This window comes from Roseovarius pelagicus (assembly GCF_025639885.1).
GTDB lineage: Bacteria > Pseudomonadota > Alphaproteobacteria > Rhodobacterales > Rhodobacteraceae > Roseovarius > Roseovarius pelagicus.
Map to the genome: position 1 here is coordinate 2,781,591 of NZ_CP106738.1, position 15,372 is coordinate 2,796,962.

Below are 15,372 nucleotides of genomic sequence, written 5' to 3' on the forward strand. Positions count from 1 at the left end.
CGCGGGTCCTGAGCCTAGTCCTCTGTCACGCTGACTGCGATTGTATCGACCGCCCGCAGTGACAACGCGGCGATGGTCAGGCTTGGATTCGTCGTGGCAGACGTGGGAAACGTGCCGGATCCCAACAGAAACAGGTTGCGATGATCAAAACCGCGCAGATCGGCATCCACTACTTTACCTGTGGCAGTCCCAGTGCTGCCGTCGGCGCGACCGAAATCAACCGAAGCAATTTGGCCGTCTTCGCCAAGGTTGAGCGGTGTCGCGGGGGCTGACGGCTGAAAGCGCTCGAGGCCGAGAACGCCAAGCTGAAAAAGATGCTGGCGGAACACATGCTCGACGTAACCACGCGGAAGGAAATGCTGGGAGAAAGCTTTTGAAGCTCGGTGCGAGGCGGAGAGCCGTGGACTGGGCTATGACAGAGATGAACAACAAACAGCGGCAGCCCTGTGCCCTGGCCGGGATCGATCCGCGCGTCTACAGGCGGCGACCAACCCGGTCCTCGGACACGGAGTTGCGAACAAGTCTGAAGGAGCTGTCCGGTGAATGGCGGCGGTTGAGCAGAAACGGCGGTGACTGCGTACGTCATGGTGAAAACACTGTTGGGTTAGACCTGTCAGCAAGTGCCGACAGGTCAGGTTTTTTACTTGCCCGACAGCTGTTGTAGCGCGCCGGCCCAGTCTTCTACATGCCACGTTTGGGTAATCACGCCGTCTTCGATTTCGTGGATGTCGATGGTCATAATGTCAAAGCTGCGGCCTTGGCCATCGACGCCGAAAAGCGGCCCGATCGGCGTGCCTGTGGCGCGACTGCGGACGGTGACGAAATTGCCGTCCTGATGCATCGTCTGAATGTCCCAGTCGAGATCGGGGATAAGCTGGCCGAAGCCGCCCATCTGACCAAGGAAAGCCTCGCGCGATTTGGTGGCGCCTGAATAGTCACCGACGCTGACCCAACCGTCGGATGTGGCCTCCTGAAAGGCGGCAATATGCTCTTGTGAGCCGGGGTTGCTGAGCAGGTCGTAGAAGGCCTGAACGGTGGTGGTATCGTTTGCAAATGCGCCACTGGCAAGCGAGGCGAAGGCTGCGGCTGTGGTGAGTGTCTTGAAGGTCATGGGTATCTCCGGATGTGAATGTTTTGGTTTGGTTGGCACGACCGATGGTCAGATGTTTGGCCGTCTGCGGAAACAGATAGACCAATGGATCCTTTTCGATTATCCGTTAATTGCTGGAATCATTATTCTATAAAATACAAAGATGATTGATGACTATCGCGGGCTTGCCGTGTTCGTTGCTATTGCAGATGCAGGCAGTCTGACCGCTGCAGGCAAGCGGCTGAAGCTTTCAACTTCGGTGGTCAGCCATCACCTGTCGCGATTGGAAGACAAGCTGGGTGCTACCTTGTTCTTCCGTTCGACCCGGTCGATGTCGCTAACACCAGAGGGTCATGCTGCGCTTGATCCGGCCCGTCGGATGATGGCCGCTGGCGAAGAGGCGCTGAGCCTCATCAGCGCGGGCAATGAAGAACCGGTCGGCACTTTGCACGTCACCATGCCAGCTTGGGGTGAACAACTGAGCCTGCGTCAGGCGCTTTGGGCTTTTGCCAAGGCGCACCCGTTGGTCTCGATAACGCTCCACAGCAGCGACGTGCCCGCCGACCTTGTGAAAGGCGGTTTCGACCTCGCTATCCGGTTGGGGACGCTGGCCGACAGCAGCCTGAAAAGTCGCCGTCTTGGTCACTTTGAGACCGTACTGGTGGCGGCACCTGATTATCTGGACAAGCGTCCTGCAATTCTTTCTCTACGGGACCTTGTCGCCTGCGATTTTGTGGGTGTCTCGATGCTGCCGGGAACGATGCTGCTTCAGCAAGATGGCAGGGTTATCGCCATCGAGCCCGAGCACATCCGGCTTGAGGTCGATACCATCGCGTCGGCCAGATCGGCCGTCCTCGCCGGGCTTGGCATCCGGCATCTGCCGCTGGGAGAGGTCGCAGAAGACATTGCGGAGGGGCGTCTGATCCGGATTTTGCCCGACTGGTCTATGCCCGAACTTGGTGTTTTTGCTGTCTGGCCTGATAGCGGTCCGCAAAAGGCGCTGACCCGGCGATTGATCGATTTTCTGGTAGAAGAAAAGGCCGCGCTCATGCCGTGAGCGCTGCGCCAATCGCCGGACATGACTTGAAATGCGCGGCTTCGACAGACTAGGCGAAATTCAGATCGGCCAGGTAAACCCTGTGGCCTTTTCCGATACGGTCCAAAGCCGATTCATTACCGGTTTGTCATGGGCATGGGGTTCAAGCGTGCCCGTCCCGACCGGGCCGCCCGTTTGCAGCCATCCGGTGGGGCCATGCAGCGCGCGTTGTTCGAGTCCGTTTTCGGTGGCACACATGACCTCCGGATAGGCACCTTTCTCTGCGGATTGCACGAATGGTGTCTTGGTCATCAGCCACCACGTTGCCCGCGTCATCCTACCGCCGCTGGTGCTGATCAGCGCGGTCGCCGACGCACCCGGATGGCAGACGTATACTTCGACCGACCTGCCTGCAGCCTTGATGCGGTCCTGCAGCTCATAGGCGAACATCATCTGCGCCAGTTTGGATTGGCTGTAGACCGGATTGGCGCTGTAGTTGTTGTCCCAGTTCATGTCGTCGAACTGGATGGTTTTGATCCCCATTTTATACCCGAGGCTTGCAACGACCACGATCCGGCCCTGTGATTGTTCGATCCGGTCGAACAGCATACCGCACAGCAAAAAGTGGCCATAGTGGTTGGTGCCAAGTTGGCTCTCAAAGCCGTCAACGGTCAGCTTCTGCGTCGGCACCTGCGCGATGGCGGCGTTGCAGATCAAAGCGTCGATTTGCGGCACGGTCTCTTGCACCTTCTCGGCTGCGCCGCGCACCGAGGCCAGATCGGACAGGTCCATGCGGATAAAGCTGACGTCAGCGTGCGGGCCGAGTTCCTGCTGCAGTTCCTCTACTGCGGCAGTGGATTTCTCGACGCTGCGGTTTAGCATCACGACTTTTGCGCCCTTGGATAACAAGATACGCGCGGCCTGAAATCCCGCGCCTGCGTTGGCGCCGGTGATGACGTAGGTTCTGCCTTCGAGCGCGCCGAGACGCTCAGGGGTCCAGCCCTTGGAGCTAAAGCGGGTGTCTGCCATGAGTTCAGTCCTCTTCACGGTTTCTATGCTGTATTAAGAGGGGAGATAAATCCCGTTTCTCGCCAAAAATAGGCGGGATCATCGCAAATACTTGCCCAATTGTATCAGGTCAGTTGAAAGCGACTTCTTGACTGACTTAACTAGGCAGATGAGCCAACATCACATCAGAGAGATCATCGAAACCCGCATGCCCAGTGACGGCATGATCGCCACCGGTATCAAAGGCGTCCAGATGTTTCGCGCGACTGAGGCGGTGCCTTGCGTGCCAGCGGTCTATGAGCCTTGCATTATCGCCATTGTCAGCGGCGGCAAGGAGGCGGTGCTGGATGGGCAACGATATATCTATGACAGCAGCCAATACATGTGCTGCCCGATGTCCATGCCGGTCGAGGCAGGCACGCCAGACGCGTCACCAGAAAACCCGCTGCTTGGCCTCTACATCGCACTGGACCCGCGACTGATGACCGAAATCAGCATCGAAATGGACGCAGCGGGTCATCGCATCCCATCGGCTGCCGGCAGCGCGCCGAGTATTCGCCTTGCCCAATGGGACGACAGGTTTCAGGATGCGCTGTTGCGGTTGGTGCAACTGGGCGCATCCGCGACAGATACGGCTGTTTTGGGTGACGCACGTCTGCGCGAGCTATACTACGCAATCCTTAGAGGCGCGGCAGGTCCGTTCGCCCGCCGGGCCTTTGCCCCGGGCAATGCCATTGCGCGGTCTATCGCTGATCTATCATCAAAGCTGGGCCAGCCAGTGTCGATCGACGACATGGCCTCCCGCGCCGGGATGAGCCGCGCCGTGTTCCACCGCAAATTCAAGCAGACCACGACGATGTCGCCTATCCAGTTCGTCAAATCCATGCGCCTGAACCATGCCGCGATGAAGATCGCAGGCGGCATGACCGTGTCCGAGGCGGCGCTGGATGTGGGCTATGTCAGCGCGTCCCAATTCAGCCGGGAGTTCAAACGCTTGTACGGGCAATCGCCCCGTAAATGGGGCGACGCCCAAGCCATAAATGCGGATTTGGCCTGATCGGATGGCCCGCAGGGGTCAAACTTCGACGACCACCTTGCCGACCGCTTTGCCACTTTGAAGCCGCGCATAGGCATCGCCCACTTGCGAAAGCGTGAATGCCTGTTCATCCAGCAGCGGTTTTACCTTGCCAGTATCCACGAGCTTGGCAAGATCGGCGAGGATTTGCCCATGCACCTCGCGCCGGACGTCATGCAACATTGGTAGCAGCATGAAAACAATGTGCAGCGAAAGCCCTTTGAAATGCGCCGGGGTCAGGTCAAGCTCGGACAGTGCGACGGTGGTGACGATATGCGCGTTCAATGCAGCCGCGGCAAAGGAATTGGTCAGGTTCGCCCCGCCAACCGTGTCAAAGACGGCATCAAAACCTGCTCCACCCGTATGATCCGTAATATAGTCTTCAATCTTTTCGGCCATAAAGTCGACGGCGTGCGCGCCGTAGTTTTCGATTATCGAAAGCTGGCTATCGCCAGTGCCGGTTGCGGAAACCTTTGCTCCAATATGGCGCGCCAGTTGTACAGCGATATGGCCGACGCCACCGGCACCGCCTTGCACCAATACTGTTTGGCCAGCGGCGACACCGGCCCGGTGCAGCCCTTCCCACGCAGTAATGCCGACCAAGGGCAATGCCGCCGCTTCGCGCATCGACAGCGCTTTGGGCTTGTGCGCGATAAGACGCGCATCGGCGGGAATGAATTCGGCCAGCGCACCGGGCAAATGTGCAAGGCCACCGGCGCAGCCATAAACCTCGTCGCCCTTCGCGAAACCTGTAACGCCTTCGCCAACTTCTTCGACGATCCCCGCGAAATCCATCCCAAGCACGGCGGGCAGTTCTGGCGACAGGGGCAGATCGTTGCCAATATCCTTGATCATTGTGTCGATGGTGTTGACGCTTGTCGCCTTGATGCGGACCAGCACTTGGCCGGCGGCCACCACAGGGCGTGAAATCTGGGCTTCGTCAAACGGTGCGTCATTGCCGTAGGCATTCAGGGTCATGGCTTTCATCGGTGCTCTCCAGCTGTGTTTTACGTTGTCAGAGAGATAGATGGGCGCAAGAGAAAATATAATCTGGTGAATTATTAGTTCACTATTCTGATTTTCTATATAATTTGGTTTAACCCTGAAACCCGTGTCTCACGTTGCCGCGCCCTGTCTCAAACTGTCTCATCATGAGACAGTTAAGCGTCCCGTAGTGCCGAACCGGCACGCCAGCGTTGTTTAAGCTGACATCTGGGGGAACCCTTCAAGCAGTGTTCAAGGCGGTAACCCCGTCGCACATGGGAGGAGAGATTGATGGCACCAACACAGAAAGAACAGCACTGGATGTATCGCAACATGGTCACGAGCCGGCGGTTCGAGGAAACCATTGCGAAGATCTATTTCGAGGGAAAATCACCGGCCTTTAACATGGCCAACGGTCCGATTCCGGGCGAGATGCACCTGTCCGATGGGCAGGAGCCGGTGGCGGTGGGGGTCTGTGCGCACCTGACTCCCGAGGATGTGGTCACGGCCACCCACCGCCCGCACCATCAGGCCATCGCCAAGGGCGTCGATCTCGACAAGATGGCCGCCGAGATCTTTGGCAAAACCACGGGCCTGTCGGGCGGTCGCGGCGGGCATATGCATCTCTTTGATGCGGATGTGAACTTCGCCTGTTCTGGCATTATCGCGCAGGGTATGGGGCCTGCCGTTGGGGCCGCACTCAGCCGCAAGATGCAGGGCAAACCGGGTGTGGCGGTGGCTTTCGTGGGTGAAGGCGCAGTCAATCAGGGCGGCTGGCACGAAGCAATGAATCTTGCCGCCGTGTGGAACCTGCCGTTCGTCTGCGTGATTGAGGACAACGCCTGGGGTATTTCGGTGGCCAAATCCGCCGCCACTGCCGTGCCGACCAACGACGTGCGCGCCGCCGCCTATGGAATCCCCGGCACGCGGGTCGAGGGCAATGATCCTTTCGCGATTTACGAGGCCGCGGGCAAGGCCATCGAACGCGCCCGCAACGGCGAGGGGCCGTCATTGATTGAGGTCGATACCTACCGGCTGGCCGGACACTTTATGGGCGACGCCGAGGGCTATCGGCCAGAGGGCGAGAAGGACGGGCTAAGCGCGAAGGACCCGATCCCCGCCATGCGCGCGCGTCTGCTAAAGGACGGTGCCGCAAGTGAGGAGGAGCTTGCCACGATTGAAGCCGAAGCCGAGGCCCGTGTCGAAGCGGCCATCAAATTTGCCCGCGAGAGTGCGGATCCGGCACCCGAAGACGCGCTGACTGCCGTCTTTGCAGCCTGAAGGGAGGAAGACCAATGACAAAATCTAACGAAAGAAAGCTAACCATTGCCCGTGCCATGGCCGAGGCCACTGCACAGGAAATGCGCATTGATCCGACCGTCTTTGTGATGGGCGAGGACATCGGCGCGCTGGGTGGGGTCTATGGCAACACCCGTGGCTTGCTGGATGAGTTCGGTGCCGAGCGCATCCGCGACACGCCAATTTCCGAGACCGCCTTTATCGGCGCTGCTGTTGGTGCTGCACAAGACGGTATGCGCCCGGTTGTGGAGCTGATGTTCGTCGACTTCTTTGGCGTTTGCTTTGATGCGATCTACAACCTGATGGCCAAGAACATCTACTTCTCGGGTGGCAATCTGAAAGTGCCGATGGTGTTAATGACCTCCACCGGCGGCGGCTATTCCGACGGCGGGCAGCATTCGCAGTGCCTCTATGGCACCTTCGCCCACCTGCCGGGCATGAAGGTGGTCGCGCCGTCGAACGCCTATGACGCTAAGGGGCTAATGACCGCCGCGATGCGCGACGACAGCCCCGTGGTCTACATGTATCACAAGGGGCTACAGGGCATGGGATGGCTTGGCACCGAAGCAGGGGCCACGGTGCATGTGCCGGAAGAGCCTTATACGCTGGAAATCGGCAAGGCCAAGGTGGTGCGCGAGGGCAAAGACGTGTCGATTGTCAGCGTCGGCATGGGCGTTCACAATGCGCTGAAGGCCGCGAAGGCACTCGAAGCGCAGGGTGTCAGTGCCGAGGTCGTGGACCTTGTCAGCCTTGTGCCGCTAGACCGCGAGACCATCCGCGCCAGCGTAGCCAAGACCGGGCGACTGATCGTCGTAGACGAGGATTACATGAGTTACGGGTTGTCTGGCGAGATTATCGCCAGCGTAACCGAGCATAACATATCGGTCCTGAAAGCCGCACCAAAACGCGTGGCCTTCCCCGATGTGCCGATCCCCTATGCGCGGGTGATGGAGCAGTTCTGTCTGCCCAACCCCGACAAGATCGTTGCAGCCTGGAATGACATGAAGGCGGCCTGAACAGGTCCACTTACCAGATATTCTATAACTCTGGGGGCGCGGGTTGCGCCCCCGAACAGGAAAGGACTGCCAGATGGCAACCGATATTATTATCCCCTCGGACCTTTGGGACGAAGACGAGGAATGCGTTATTACGGGCTGGCTCGTTGATGATGGCGCAAACATCGAAGGCGGGGCGCTGATCGCTGAGATCATGACTGCCAAAGTGCAATACGAGATCCATGCACCTGCCTCGGGCACACTGACAATCAAGGAAGAGGCTGATGCCGTCGTTGCCAAAGGCGCGGTGATCGGTCAGGTCGCATGAAGAGCGCGGCAAAGGTCGTGCCGCTAAAGGGCGTGCGCGGGATGATTGCGGATCGCATGGTCGAGAGCCTGCAGACGGCCGCACAACTCACTCACCACGGTAGCGCCGACGCCGCTGCCCTGCTGGCCGAGAAAGCGCGGCTTGCGGAGGCGGGCACCAAGGTCTCGGTCGAAGATTTGCTGATGCTGGCGGTGGTCAGGGCGTTGCAGAAGAACTCGGACGCCAATGGCCGGGTCGAGGGGCGCGAGGTGAAGTTGTCGGAGGCGATTGATTTGTCGGTCGCCATTGCCTTGCCGGGCAATCTACTTGTCGCCCCGGCGATCTTTGGCGCTGGTGCAATGGACGTCTCTGCCCTGCGCGCGGCGCGGCAAGACCTCGCGGCGCGGGCGAAGGCAAACAAGCTTAGCGTGACCGAGATGACCGGCGGCACGTTCACTGTGTCGAACCTCGGTCTGACACGGGTGGAGCATTTTACCCCGATCATCAACGCGCCGCAGATTTGCATCCTTGGCATCGGACGCATGACGGATCGAGCGGTGCGCGGGGACAATGGCGCGATCGAACTGCGGCCCCATGTCGGCCTGTCATTAACCTTTGATCACCGCGCGCTCGATGGCGCACCGGCGGGCGATCTGATGACGACGATCTGCAATGAGATCGAGGCGATGGGATCGTGACGGGGCCGTTGCATGTCGTGGATACCGTGGCGGAGGGTCTTGCTTTGGAAACAGACGCCTTCGCCTCGAACCACACAGAAATTCGTCTTTGGACGGCGCGGCAACGCGCATTGGTCTGCCCTGCGTCAATGCAACGCCTAACCGGTTTCGAGGGCGCAAAATCGAGAACCGCAGGGCGCGGCTGGCCACTTCACCTTCGCCCGACAGGCGGCGGGGCCGTGCCGCAGGGGGCTGGCGTACTGAACCTCGCGCTTGGATTAACCAAAGACCGATATTTTACCATTGAGGATGGGTATCGTCTCATTACACAAATCATACGCGATGCTCTGTCGTCTGACCTCATGCCCGGTGCGACACCGGACAGCTTTTGCGACGGGGCGTGGAACCTCGCCGTCTTTGGCCGCAAGGTGGTGGGGACCGCTCAACGGCTGCGTCCCGTGCGCCAAAGGCGAAAACGCATTCTGATCCATGCGCTGATCCTGACACATGGCGATATCACTCCGGGCGCAGCCGCAGTCGGCATGTTCCACCATGACCTTGGGCTGGGACCGGTGTCTGCGGTCGCCCACATCACGCTGGAATCGGCATTCCCCAAGCAATGGCGCGCTGCGGATGAACTGGCCGCCCGCCTGTATGACAAATCATTTGCCGCGCTAGAAGCCCCGTCCCCTCATATCGGGGGGATCGTGGCCTGAGATCAAACAACCCGGACCGACACCAATCCCTAACATCAAGGAGAAACACGCCATGACAGCCTATTCAATTCTCGCCGTAACACCGACGTCGGAAGGCTGGATTCCCAGCTATATCGAACCAGTGGGGAAGATTATCGCCAAACATGGCGGTAAATATCTGGTGCGCACAACCAGTCACGAACAAGTCGAAGGGGCCGACAGTCCTGCGGCTCTGCGTATCATTCTGGAATGGCCCGACAGGCAAGCCGCGCTGAACTTTGTCAACGATCCGGACTACGCCCCATATCTCAAGGCCCGTAGAGAAGGATCGGATAGCGTTCATTTCGTTGTCGAAGGAAAAGATGACCTCGCGTGAAGCTCGCGGGTTCTCTATCAACTGATGTCTTGGTCGGGATCACTGCCCAGCAGGTCACGCCGGACGCATAAACCCATAGCGCTTGATCTTACGATTGATCGTGGCGCGGCTGATGCCGAGACGGCGGGCAGCCTCGGTGACGTTCCATCCGCTGGAGGTCAGCGCGTCGCGTACCCGCGCCCCGTCGTCATAAGCCAACGCCGGAGCGAGCGTATCTGACAGGGCAGGAACGTGTTCTGCCATTCTGATCGACGTCGGGGACAGGTCCACCGGTGTGATCTGATCCCCCGCCATGGTTATCAATGCCCGCTCCAGTGCCGTCCGCAGTTCTCGCAGGTTGCCGGGGAACGTATGCGCCTTGATCAGGGTAACCGCCGCTTCGCTCAGCGTTATCCGCCGCCCGGCGATCCGGGTGGCGAGCACTTCGGCCAGAATTTCGGGCCGCTCGCGCTCTCGCAGAGGTGGCAGCGATACATGCGCACCGGCCAGCATGTAATAGAGGTCGTCACGGAAACGCCCTTGCGCGACGCGGTGCATCAGCGGGCGGCGGCTCACCGATACCAGCCTTGGAGTCTGCGCATCGCCGGATGCAGCATCGCTCTCGATTGACTCAAGTAGTCCGCGCAGCACGGATTGCGCCGCGACAGGCATCTCATGGATATTGTCGAACACCACCGTCGGTCGATCGTTGGTCGCCTCTGGCATCATGGCAAGAACGCGCGCCTGAGTCAGAACTGAGCGCAGAGCACCTGCGTCTGCCGCATCGTCGCGCAGTGTGGTGCAATCCACCCTCAATAGCGGTGCGTCGCCAGCCAGCGCGGCGATCAGGGCGGATTTGCCGGTGCTAGTTTCGCCTTCAATTACAAGAGAGGTGCCTGCCTGAAACAAGGTTCGGGCCTCCGCGCAGCGTGCCGCCATGATCTTGCACCCCGTCGCCAAATCGCGCAGCGACGGCGGCAGGCGGCGCCCCCGCCGCGCAGGCGTGCGGATGGTTGCGCCCGGATGCAGCGAGCGAGCAGTGCCCGGCATCCTCGCAGAAAAGCTAACAACCGCGCCTTCAGGCTTTGGCATCGAAAGTACACGCTCAGGCACTTTCGCCAGTGCGTCGCTCTCCATGTTGAACACGGCCTGAAACGGTTGGCCTTTCAGCGTGTTGCGCGCATCGTGCTGAAAGAGCCGGTTCACGGCGGAGGTCGCGCCGAGGATAATCCCTGACTCATCAACCGCCACTAACCCGTCCCCCGAAAGCGGTCGCCCCGGCGCAGACGAGGATACGGTCACCAGCAAGCTATCGCTAAAATGCTGTTCGAACAGGCGTCGCTGGATGCGGTCTGCGGCGGTTGCTAGATACTGTTGCGTGATTAGGTGTTCAGCAGGGGTTCCGTGGTCGTAGGTGACTAGGTTGACCGATCCCACAAGCGCACCCATCGCGTCAAAAATCGGCGTGCCGGTACAGGCAAAGGCCCGGAGCCGCTGATAGAAATGATCGGCCCCGCCAACGGTAAAGGCGCGCCCGGCGCGTAGCGCCATGGACACGCCATTGGTGCCGGCGATGCGTTCATCCCAGCACGAGCCGAGAGCGATTCCGTTCCAATCTTCGGTCTCTTGACCGCCAGCGCTTTCGAGCCGCACAAGCACCCCGTCGGCGTCCGTGACCACAAGACAGCGTTTACCGTCGCCTACGGATGATGCCAACTGGCGAAAGAAGCCCTGCCGCCCGCCTGTGCGCGCCGTGATCTGCTGCAACCGTGGTGCGATCTCCGAGCTTTGGAGGCGCATGATCGGGCGGACGGCATCGCGGGCGAGCTTGTGCTGCCGCTCGCACCGATCCCACGACGCGGCGATTTCTTCACGGATCCTGAGGGTCAGGGCGTCGGTCATGTCTCTTCCGTTGTAGATGTTAGGACGTCAGCGCGACGTCTGTAAACGCCTTGCTACTCTCGGTCTGTGGCACCGGTGAGATCTCTTATCGCCTCCATGACGGCGGCGACCTGCGTTTTATCGGAGGCCGCGGAATGCGGCTCGGCGAAGCCCCCGCTGTCGTTGTCGAAGTAGCGCCCGGTGGCCTCGGCAAACTCATCCGACAACGCCGCACGACACAGGATGTCGGCCCCGATGGAAAGGTCGTTGCCAGCGACGCCGAAGCCCTCCTTGACCATCTTCGAGGCCAGTAACGAGCCGGGATTTACCGCGATGAAGACGGGCCCATCCGGGTGCGCCCGCGCCAACGCTTGCGTCCAGATCGTGATCGCCAGCTTGCTCTGCGCATAAGCTTGCATTTGGTCGAGCGCCTGTTTGCCGCGCAATGCAGCTATGCCCACAGGAGCCTGCGCCGCCGACGACAGGTTCACCACGCGCCCGTCTGCGGGAATGATTGGCAGCAGTTTCTGCGTGAGCAGATACGGCGCGAGCGTGTTGACAACGAAGCGGGTGTCGAGCCCCTCTGGCGTATGCGTTTCAGCGACCTTGTAGACCCCTGCATTGTTGATCAACACGTCGATCCGGTCGTGGCGAGCACGGATCGCCTCGGCCAGCGCCGCAACCTCTTCCAGACGGGACAGATCGGCGAGAAAGGTCTCAGGGTCGCCACCGACCTCTTTGGCTGCGGCCTCCAGTTTTTTAGCACTGCGGCCATGCAACAATACGATGTGGCCTTCATCCGCGAGCGTCTTGGCGGTTAGCAGGCCGATGCCATCAGTCGCGCCGGTGATCAGGATCGTCTTGGTCATGGGAGTTCCTCAACTTTGAAAGTCTGGCAGGACGTCTTTGGCCAGCCGGTGCATGGTGTCTTCGATATCCGTGCCGCTAAAGCGCAGGTTCAGGGCGACGTGATTGACGCCCAGCCTGCGGATTTCCGTCAGGTAGCGCTTTAGATGGTCCGAGCCCGACCGAAAGCCCAAATGGATCGGTTGGGGCGGCGCATCTGCCTGCGCTACGAGATCGATATAGAGCGATTGCATCACCGGCTTGTCCGGCAGGCCCGCTGCGGAAATGCGCTGGCGATAGGCACCGATCACCTGACCTTGCGCTGCAGCATCGCGTGGATAGGTCATCCAGCCATCGCCGTTCTGCGCGACCCAATCGGGACTCTGTTGGCTGCCGCCGGTGATCAACAGCGGCAATCGTTCGCCCGTGGGTTTCGGCAGCATGTCGATCCCACCTGAGAGCCTTCCCTGAGCGGTCTCGCGGTGGGGGTAGTCCTCTGACATTGCGCGAATATAATCCACGCTGTCCCGGAACCTGCTGCCGCGATCCTCAAAGCCCTTGTTCAGCGCCGGGTATTCCTCGGGTCTGTCGCCGGAGGCGACCCCGAGCAACAGTCGCCCGCCCGACAGCACATCGACCGAAGCCGCCGACTTGGCCACATGCGCGGGGTGGCGCAGGGGCAAGACGATGCTCGCCACGCCAAGCGCGATATCCCGCGTCGAAGCCGCTAATACGCCGAGGTAAACGAAGGGGTCAAAGATCTGTCCGGCGTCACCGAAGGACGGCACATTAAATGGCACGTCTCGCAGCCAGAGCGCGGCAAACCCCAAGTTATCAGCCAACTTCGCGCGTTCGATATGGCGTGTCATGTCCGGCACCGCGCTCTGCGGATAAGCCTCCAATGGGGCTACGAGACCGACGCTCATCTGCCCCGGTTTAAAGGTGGCGTTATAGGCCCGGTTCATTTTCGTGAATGACTTGTGTCCTGTCTGATCCAACATCGTCAACCTCCTCACGTCGCAAATTCAAAAGCCGCCGAGCACCTGTTTGCCTATCACGCGACCGCTCTCTTGACGCGTATGTGCATGACGCAGCGCCTCTGCGGTCAGGCGCCCATCACGCTGGGTGACGGTGGATTGCAGGGTGCCTTTTTCGATCATCTCGGCCACGCGGTTCAACAGATCGCGCTGGGTGCTCATATCGTCGGTGCCGAACATCGAGCGCGTAAACATGAATTCCCAATGAATGCTCAGTGCCTTGGGCTTTGCCGCTTTGATGTCGAGGGTCTCGGGGTCGTCGATCAGGGCGATCTGGCCGCGCGGGGCGATCAGGTCGATGATCGCCGGCCAGTGTTGATCGGTTGCGGTCAGCGCGGCGACATGGCTGGGAGCAAGGCCCAGATCCGCCACTTGGGCCGCCAGATCGCCACGATGATCCACCACGTGATCGGCGCCCATCTTGCGCACCCAGTCCTGTGTTTCGGGCCGCGATGCGGTGGCGATCACAGTGAGGCCGGTCAGGGCTTTGGCCAATTGGATCAGGACTGATCCGACGCCTCCTGCACCGCCGATGACAAGCAGTGTCTGACCCTCTCCGCCACCTTCGGGCAGCCGAAAGGCGTCAAACAGCATCTCCCAAGCGGTGATTGACGTCAGCGGCATTCCAGCCGCCTGCACGAAATCAAGGCATGCCGGTTTGCACCCGACGATCCGTTCATCAACCGCGTGATACTCGGCATTGGTTCCTGCGCGGGTGACATCGCCAGCATAGAACACCTCATCGCCGACCTTGTAACACGTGACCTCATCACCGATGTCGGCGACAACTCCGGCCGCATCAAAGCCGAGTATGCGCACCGCGCCATCGGGTTCTACGGCTGCGCGCAGTTTGACGTCGACCGGGTTTACCGAGATGCCCTTAACCGCGACCAACAGATCGCGCGGCCCGATCTTGGGCTGGTCCAATTCGACCATTTCGAGCGTACCTGTCGGGCCCGCTGCGCTGTAACCGATGGCTTTCATGTGTCATGTCCTTTTAATGATGCAGCCAAGATAACTCTTGCGTAGTTATTAGAAAGCGGCCCTTTTCGGATTTGATTATTCGGATTGCGGAGATAATAGCTGTGGACACTGACAACCTGCGCCTGTTTGTGATGGCCGCCGAACGGTTGAACATCTCCGCCGCCGGACGTGACTTGGGCCTAGCACCCGCGGTTGCCAGCGCGCGCCTCGCAAAGTTGGAACACGAACTGGGCGTAGAGTTGCTGCGGCGTACCACGCGCAAGGTGTCGCTGTCGCTCGAAGGGTCTGATTTCCTGCCCTATGCGCGAGAGATTTTGGCGCAGGCGGAGGCCGCCAAAGCCATCCTTGGTGGCAGTGAAGCCGGCCCGAACGGCACGCTGCGTTTTGCCGCGCCAAGCAGTTTCGCGCAACGTCATATCATGCCGCTGTTGCCCGAGTTCCATGCGATCTATCCCGACCTGACGCTGGACCTGCGCCTGTCTGACACGCGGTTCGACGCGATCGAAGGCAGCTTTGATCTGGCGTTGCGCAGTGCGCCTTTGACTGACAGCAGCCTCAAGGGCCGAAAGCTGGCCGACGACGCGCGGGTTCTATGTGCGTCCCCCGCGTATCTTGCGGCGCACGGCATCCCGAAGACCCTAAAAGAGCTTTCTGGTCATCAGTTCATTGCCTGGCAAGACCTTGAACCACGCGATTTGCGCGGGCCAGAAGGCGAGACGGCGCGCCTTGATCCAGCTGTTATGCGCTGCCGCACCATCGTGGACGACGGCGACGCACAGCGCGAAGCGACCCTCGCCGGGGCGGGGCTCTCTATCAATTCACTTTGGAGCGTTGCGGACGAGTTTGCCTCGGGTCGCCTTGTCCGAGTGCTGCCAGAATGGAGACTGAACGACAGATCGGTTTTGTGGTTGGTCTATCCGCGCTCAAACGTGCTTACCCCCAAAACGCGCATTCTGATCGATTTTCTGATCCGCCATTTAGGAACGCATTCCGACTGGGGTGTATGATCATTCAGAATATTCGTCATATCTGCTTTAACGGCGGATCGGTCAGAGTTTTTCCACACCACTGAAAGCCTCCTATCGAAGCCGCGAAGCGGTTGA

General features: G+C 60.0%; 17 protein-coding genes and 1 pseudogene. 10 read left to right on the top strand and 8 right to left on the bottom strand.

What is annotated here, in order from left to right:
- Positions 1-14: 14 nt before the first annotated feature.
- Positions 15-329 (bottom strand): GMC oxidoreductase, encoded by a 315-nt coding sequence (locus N7U68_RS14840; RefSeq protein WP_263047311.1) that lies wholly within the window; start codon positions 327-329, stop codon positions 15-17.
- Between N7U68_RS14840 and N7U68_RS14845 the strand changes: the two are divergent.
- A pseudogene (locus N7U68_RS14845) lies at positions 273-553 on the top strand (IS3 family transposase); the annotation flags it as partial. The gene N7U68_RS14840 and the pseudogene N7U68_RS14845 overlap by 57 nt on opposite strands.
- Positions 554-640: 87 nt before the next feature.
- Here N7U68_RS14845 and N7U68_RS14850 read toward each other — a convergent pair.
- Complete coding sequence (locus tag N7U68_RS14850) at positions 641-1,111, bottom strand: ester cyclase (protein WP_263047312.1); 471 nt, start codon at positions 1,109-1,111, stop codon at positions 641-643.
- A gap of 142 nt (positions 1,112-1,253) precedes the next feature.
- Here N7U68_RS14850 and N7U68_RS14855 point away from each other — a divergent pair, with 142 nt between their 5' ends.
- Positions 1,254-2,147 carry a LysR family transcriptional regulator gene (locus N7U68_RS14855; protein ID WP_263047313.1) on the top strand — a complete coding sequence of 298 codons (894 nt, stop codon included), beginning with the start codon at positions 1,254-1,256 and terminating at the stop codon, positions 2,145-2,147.
- Positions 2,148-2,207: 60 nt separating this feature from the next.
- On the opposite strand, the gene N7U68_RS14860 is transcribed toward N7U68_RS14855, so the two are convergent.
- Positions 2,208-3,155 (bottom strand): SDR family oxidoreductase, encoded by a 948-nt coding sequence (locus N7U68_RS14860; protein WP_263047314.1) that lies wholly within the window; start codon positions 3,153-3,155, stop codon positions 2,208-2,210.
- 148 nt (positions 3,156-3,303) lie between these two features.
- Between N7U68_RS14860 and N7U68_RS14865 the strand changes: the two genes are divergently transcribed.
- On the top strand, positions 3,304-4,191 hold the full coding sequence (locus tag N7U68_RS14865; RefSeq protein ID WP_263047315.1) for an AraC family transcriptional regulator: 888 nt from the start codon (positions 3,304-3,306) through the stop codon (positions 4,189-4,191).
- Between the two features lie 18 nt (positions 4,192-4,209).
- Here N7U68_RS14865 and N7U68_RS14870 read toward each other — a convergent pair whose 3' ends face one another.
- Complete coding sequence (locus tag N7U68_RS14870) at positions 4,210-5,196, bottom strand: zinc-dependent alcohol dehydrogenase family protein (protein WP_263047316.1); 987 nt, start codon at positions 5,194-5,196, stop codon at positions 4,210-4,212.
- A 288-nt stretch (positions 5,197-5,484) separates the two neighbouring features.
- Here N7U68_RS14870 and N7U68_RS14875 point away from each other — a divergent pair, with 288 nt between their 5' ends.
- The 6 genes from N7U68_RS14875 to N7U68_RS14900 all read left to right on the top strand — a co-directional run bounded on the left by N7U68_RS14875 (position 5,485) and on the right by N7U68_RS14900 (position 9,542).
- Positions 5,485-6,474, top strand: coding sequence for a thiamine pyrophosphate-dependent dehydrogenase E1 component subunit alpha (locus N7U68_RS14875; RefSeq protein WP_263047317.1), 990 nt, complete (start codon positions 5,485-5,487; stop codon positions 6,472-6,474).
- A gap of 14 nt (positions 6,475-6,488) precedes the next feature.
- The gene (locus tag N7U68_RS14880) at positions 6,489-7,508 is read left to right on the top strand and encodes an alpha-ketoacid dehydrogenase subunit beta (RefSeq protein WP_165194334.1); all 1,020 of its coding nucleotides are present in this window, start codon (positions 6,489-6,491) and stop codon (positions 7,506-7,508) included.
- A gap of 73 nt (positions 7,509-7,581) precedes the next feature.
- Positions 7,582-7,815, top strand: coding sequence for a biotin/lipoyl-containing protein (locus tag N7U68_RS14885; protein ID WP_263047318.1), 234 nt, complete (start codon positions 7,582-7,584; stop codon positions 7,813-7,815).
- Positions 7,812-8,492, top strand: coding sequence for a 2-oxo acid dehydrogenase subunit E2 (locus tag N7U68_RS14890; RefSeq protein WP_263047319.1), 681 nt, complete (start codon positions 7,812-7,814; stop codon positions 8,490-8,492). The genes N7U68_RS14885 and N7U68_RS14890 overlap by 4 nt, the downstream gene beginning before the upstream one ends.
- Positions 8,489-9,187 (top strand): lipoyl protein ligase domain-containing protein, encoded by a 699-nt coding sequence (locus N7U68_RS14895; protein WP_263047320.1) that lies wholly within the window; start codon positions 8,489-8,491, stop codon positions 9,185-9,187. Before N7U68_RS14890 ends, N7U68_RS14895 begins: the two co-directional genes overlap by 4 nt.
- A gap of 52 nt (positions 9,188-9,239) precedes the next feature.
- Positions 9,240-9,542 (top strand): DUF1330 domain-containing protein, encoded by a 303-nt coding sequence (locus N7U68_RS14900; RefSeq protein WP_263047321.1) that lies wholly within the window; start codon positions 9,240-9,242, stop codon positions 9,540-9,542.
- A gap of 54 nt (positions 9,543-9,596) precedes the next feature.
- Here N7U68_RS14900 and N7U68_RS14905 read toward each other — a convergent pair whose 3' ends face one another.
- The 4 genes from N7U68_RS14905 to N7U68_RS14920 are packed head-to-tail and all read right to left on the bottom strand — an operon-like array spanning position 9,597 to position 14,269.
- The gene (locus N7U68_RS14905; protein WP_263047322.1) at positions 9,597-11,423 is read right to left on the bottom strand and encodes a sigma-54-dependent Fis family transcriptional regulator; all 1,827 of its coding nucleotides are present in this window, start codon (positions 11,421-11,423) and stop codon (positions 9,597-9,599) included.
- A gap of 53 nt (positions 11,424-11,476) precedes the next feature.
- Entirely contained in the window at positions 11,477-12,271 is a 795-nt protein-coding gene (locus N7U68_RS14910; RefSeq protein WP_263047323.1) for an SDR family NAD(P)-dependent oxidoreductase, read from the bottom strand.
- A 9-nt stretch (positions 12,272-12,280) separates the two neighbouring features.
- Positions 12,281-13,249 carry an LLM class oxidoreductase gene (locus N7U68_RS14915; RefSeq protein WP_263047324.1) on the bottom strand — a complete coding sequence of 323 codons (969 nt, stop codon included), beginning with the start codon at positions 13,247-13,249 and terminating at the stop codon, positions 12,281-12,283.
- Between the two features lie 24 nt (positions 13,250-13,273).
- A complete protein-coding gene (locus tag N7U68_RS14920; protein ID WP_263047325.1) occupies positions 13,274-14,269 on the bottom strand; it encodes a zinc-binding alcohol dehydrogenase family protein in 996 nt (331 codons plus the stop codon).
- A 101-nt stretch (positions 14,270-14,370) separates the two neighbouring features.
- Here N7U68_RS14920 and N7U68_RS14925 point away from each other — a divergent pair, with 101 nt between their 5' ends.
- Entirely contained in the window at positions 14,371-15,276 is a 906-nt protein-coding gene (locus N7U68_RS14925; RefSeq protein ID WP_263047326.1) for a LysR family transcriptional regulator, read from the top strand.
- Positions 15,277-15,372: the final 96 nt, after the last annotated feature.

Coding starts and splice junctions, on each gene's coding strand:
- N7U68_RS14850 (WP_263047312.1), bottom strand. CDS start 1,111: ATGACCTTCAAGACACTCACCACAGCCGCAGCCTTCGCCTCGCTTGCC.
- N7U68_RS14905 (WP_263047322.1), bottom strand. CDS start 11,423: ATGACCGACGCCCTGACCCTCAGGATCCGTGAAGAAATCGCCGCGTCG.
- N7U68_RS14865 (WP_263047315.1), top strand. CDS start 3,304: ATGAGCCAACATCACATCAGAGAGATCATCGAAACCCGCATGCCCAGT.
- N7U68_RS14915 (WP_263047324.1), bottom strand. CDS start 13,249: ATGTTGGATCAGACAGGACACAAGTCATTCACGAAAATGAACCGGGCC.
- N7U68_RS14890 (WP_263047319.1), top strand. CDS start 7,812: ATGAAGAGCGCGGCAAAGGTCGTGCCGCTAAAGGGCGTGCGCGGGATG.
- N7U68_RS14870 (WP_263047316.1), bottom strand. CDS start 5,196: ATGAAAGCCATGACCCTGAATGCCTACGGCAATGACGCACCGTTTGAC.
- N7U68_RS14860 (WP_263047314.1), bottom strand. CDS start 3,155: ATGGCAGACACCCGCTTTAGCTCCAAGGGCTGGACCCCTGAGCGTCTC.
- N7U68_RS14880 (WP_165194334.1), top strand. CDS start 6,489: ATGACAAAATCTAACGAAAGAAAGCTAACCATTGCCCGTGCCATGGCC.
- N7U68_RS14855 (WP_263047313.1), top strand. CDS start 1,254: ATGATTGATGACTATCGCGGGCTTGCCGTGTTCGTTGCTATTGCAGAT.
- N7U68_RS14900 (WP_263047321.1), top strand. CDS start 9,240: ATGACAGCCTATTCAATTCTCGCCGTAACACCGACGTCGGAAGGCTGG.
- N7U68_RS14875 (WP_263047317.1), top strand. CDS start 5,485: ATGGCACCAACACAGAAAGAACAGCACTGGATGTATCGCAACATGGTC.
- N7U68_RS14910 (WP_263047323.1), bottom strand. CDS start 12,271: ATGACCAAGACGATCCTGATCACCGGCGCGACTGATGGCATCGGCCTG.
- N7U68_RS14885 (WP_263047318.1), top strand. CDS start 7,582: ATGGCAACCGATATTATTATCCCCTCGGACCTTTGGGACGAAGACGAG.
- N7U68_RS14920 (WP_263047325.1), bottom strand. CDS start 14,269: ATGAAAGCCATCGGTTACAGCGCAGCGGGCCCGACAGGTACGCTCGAA.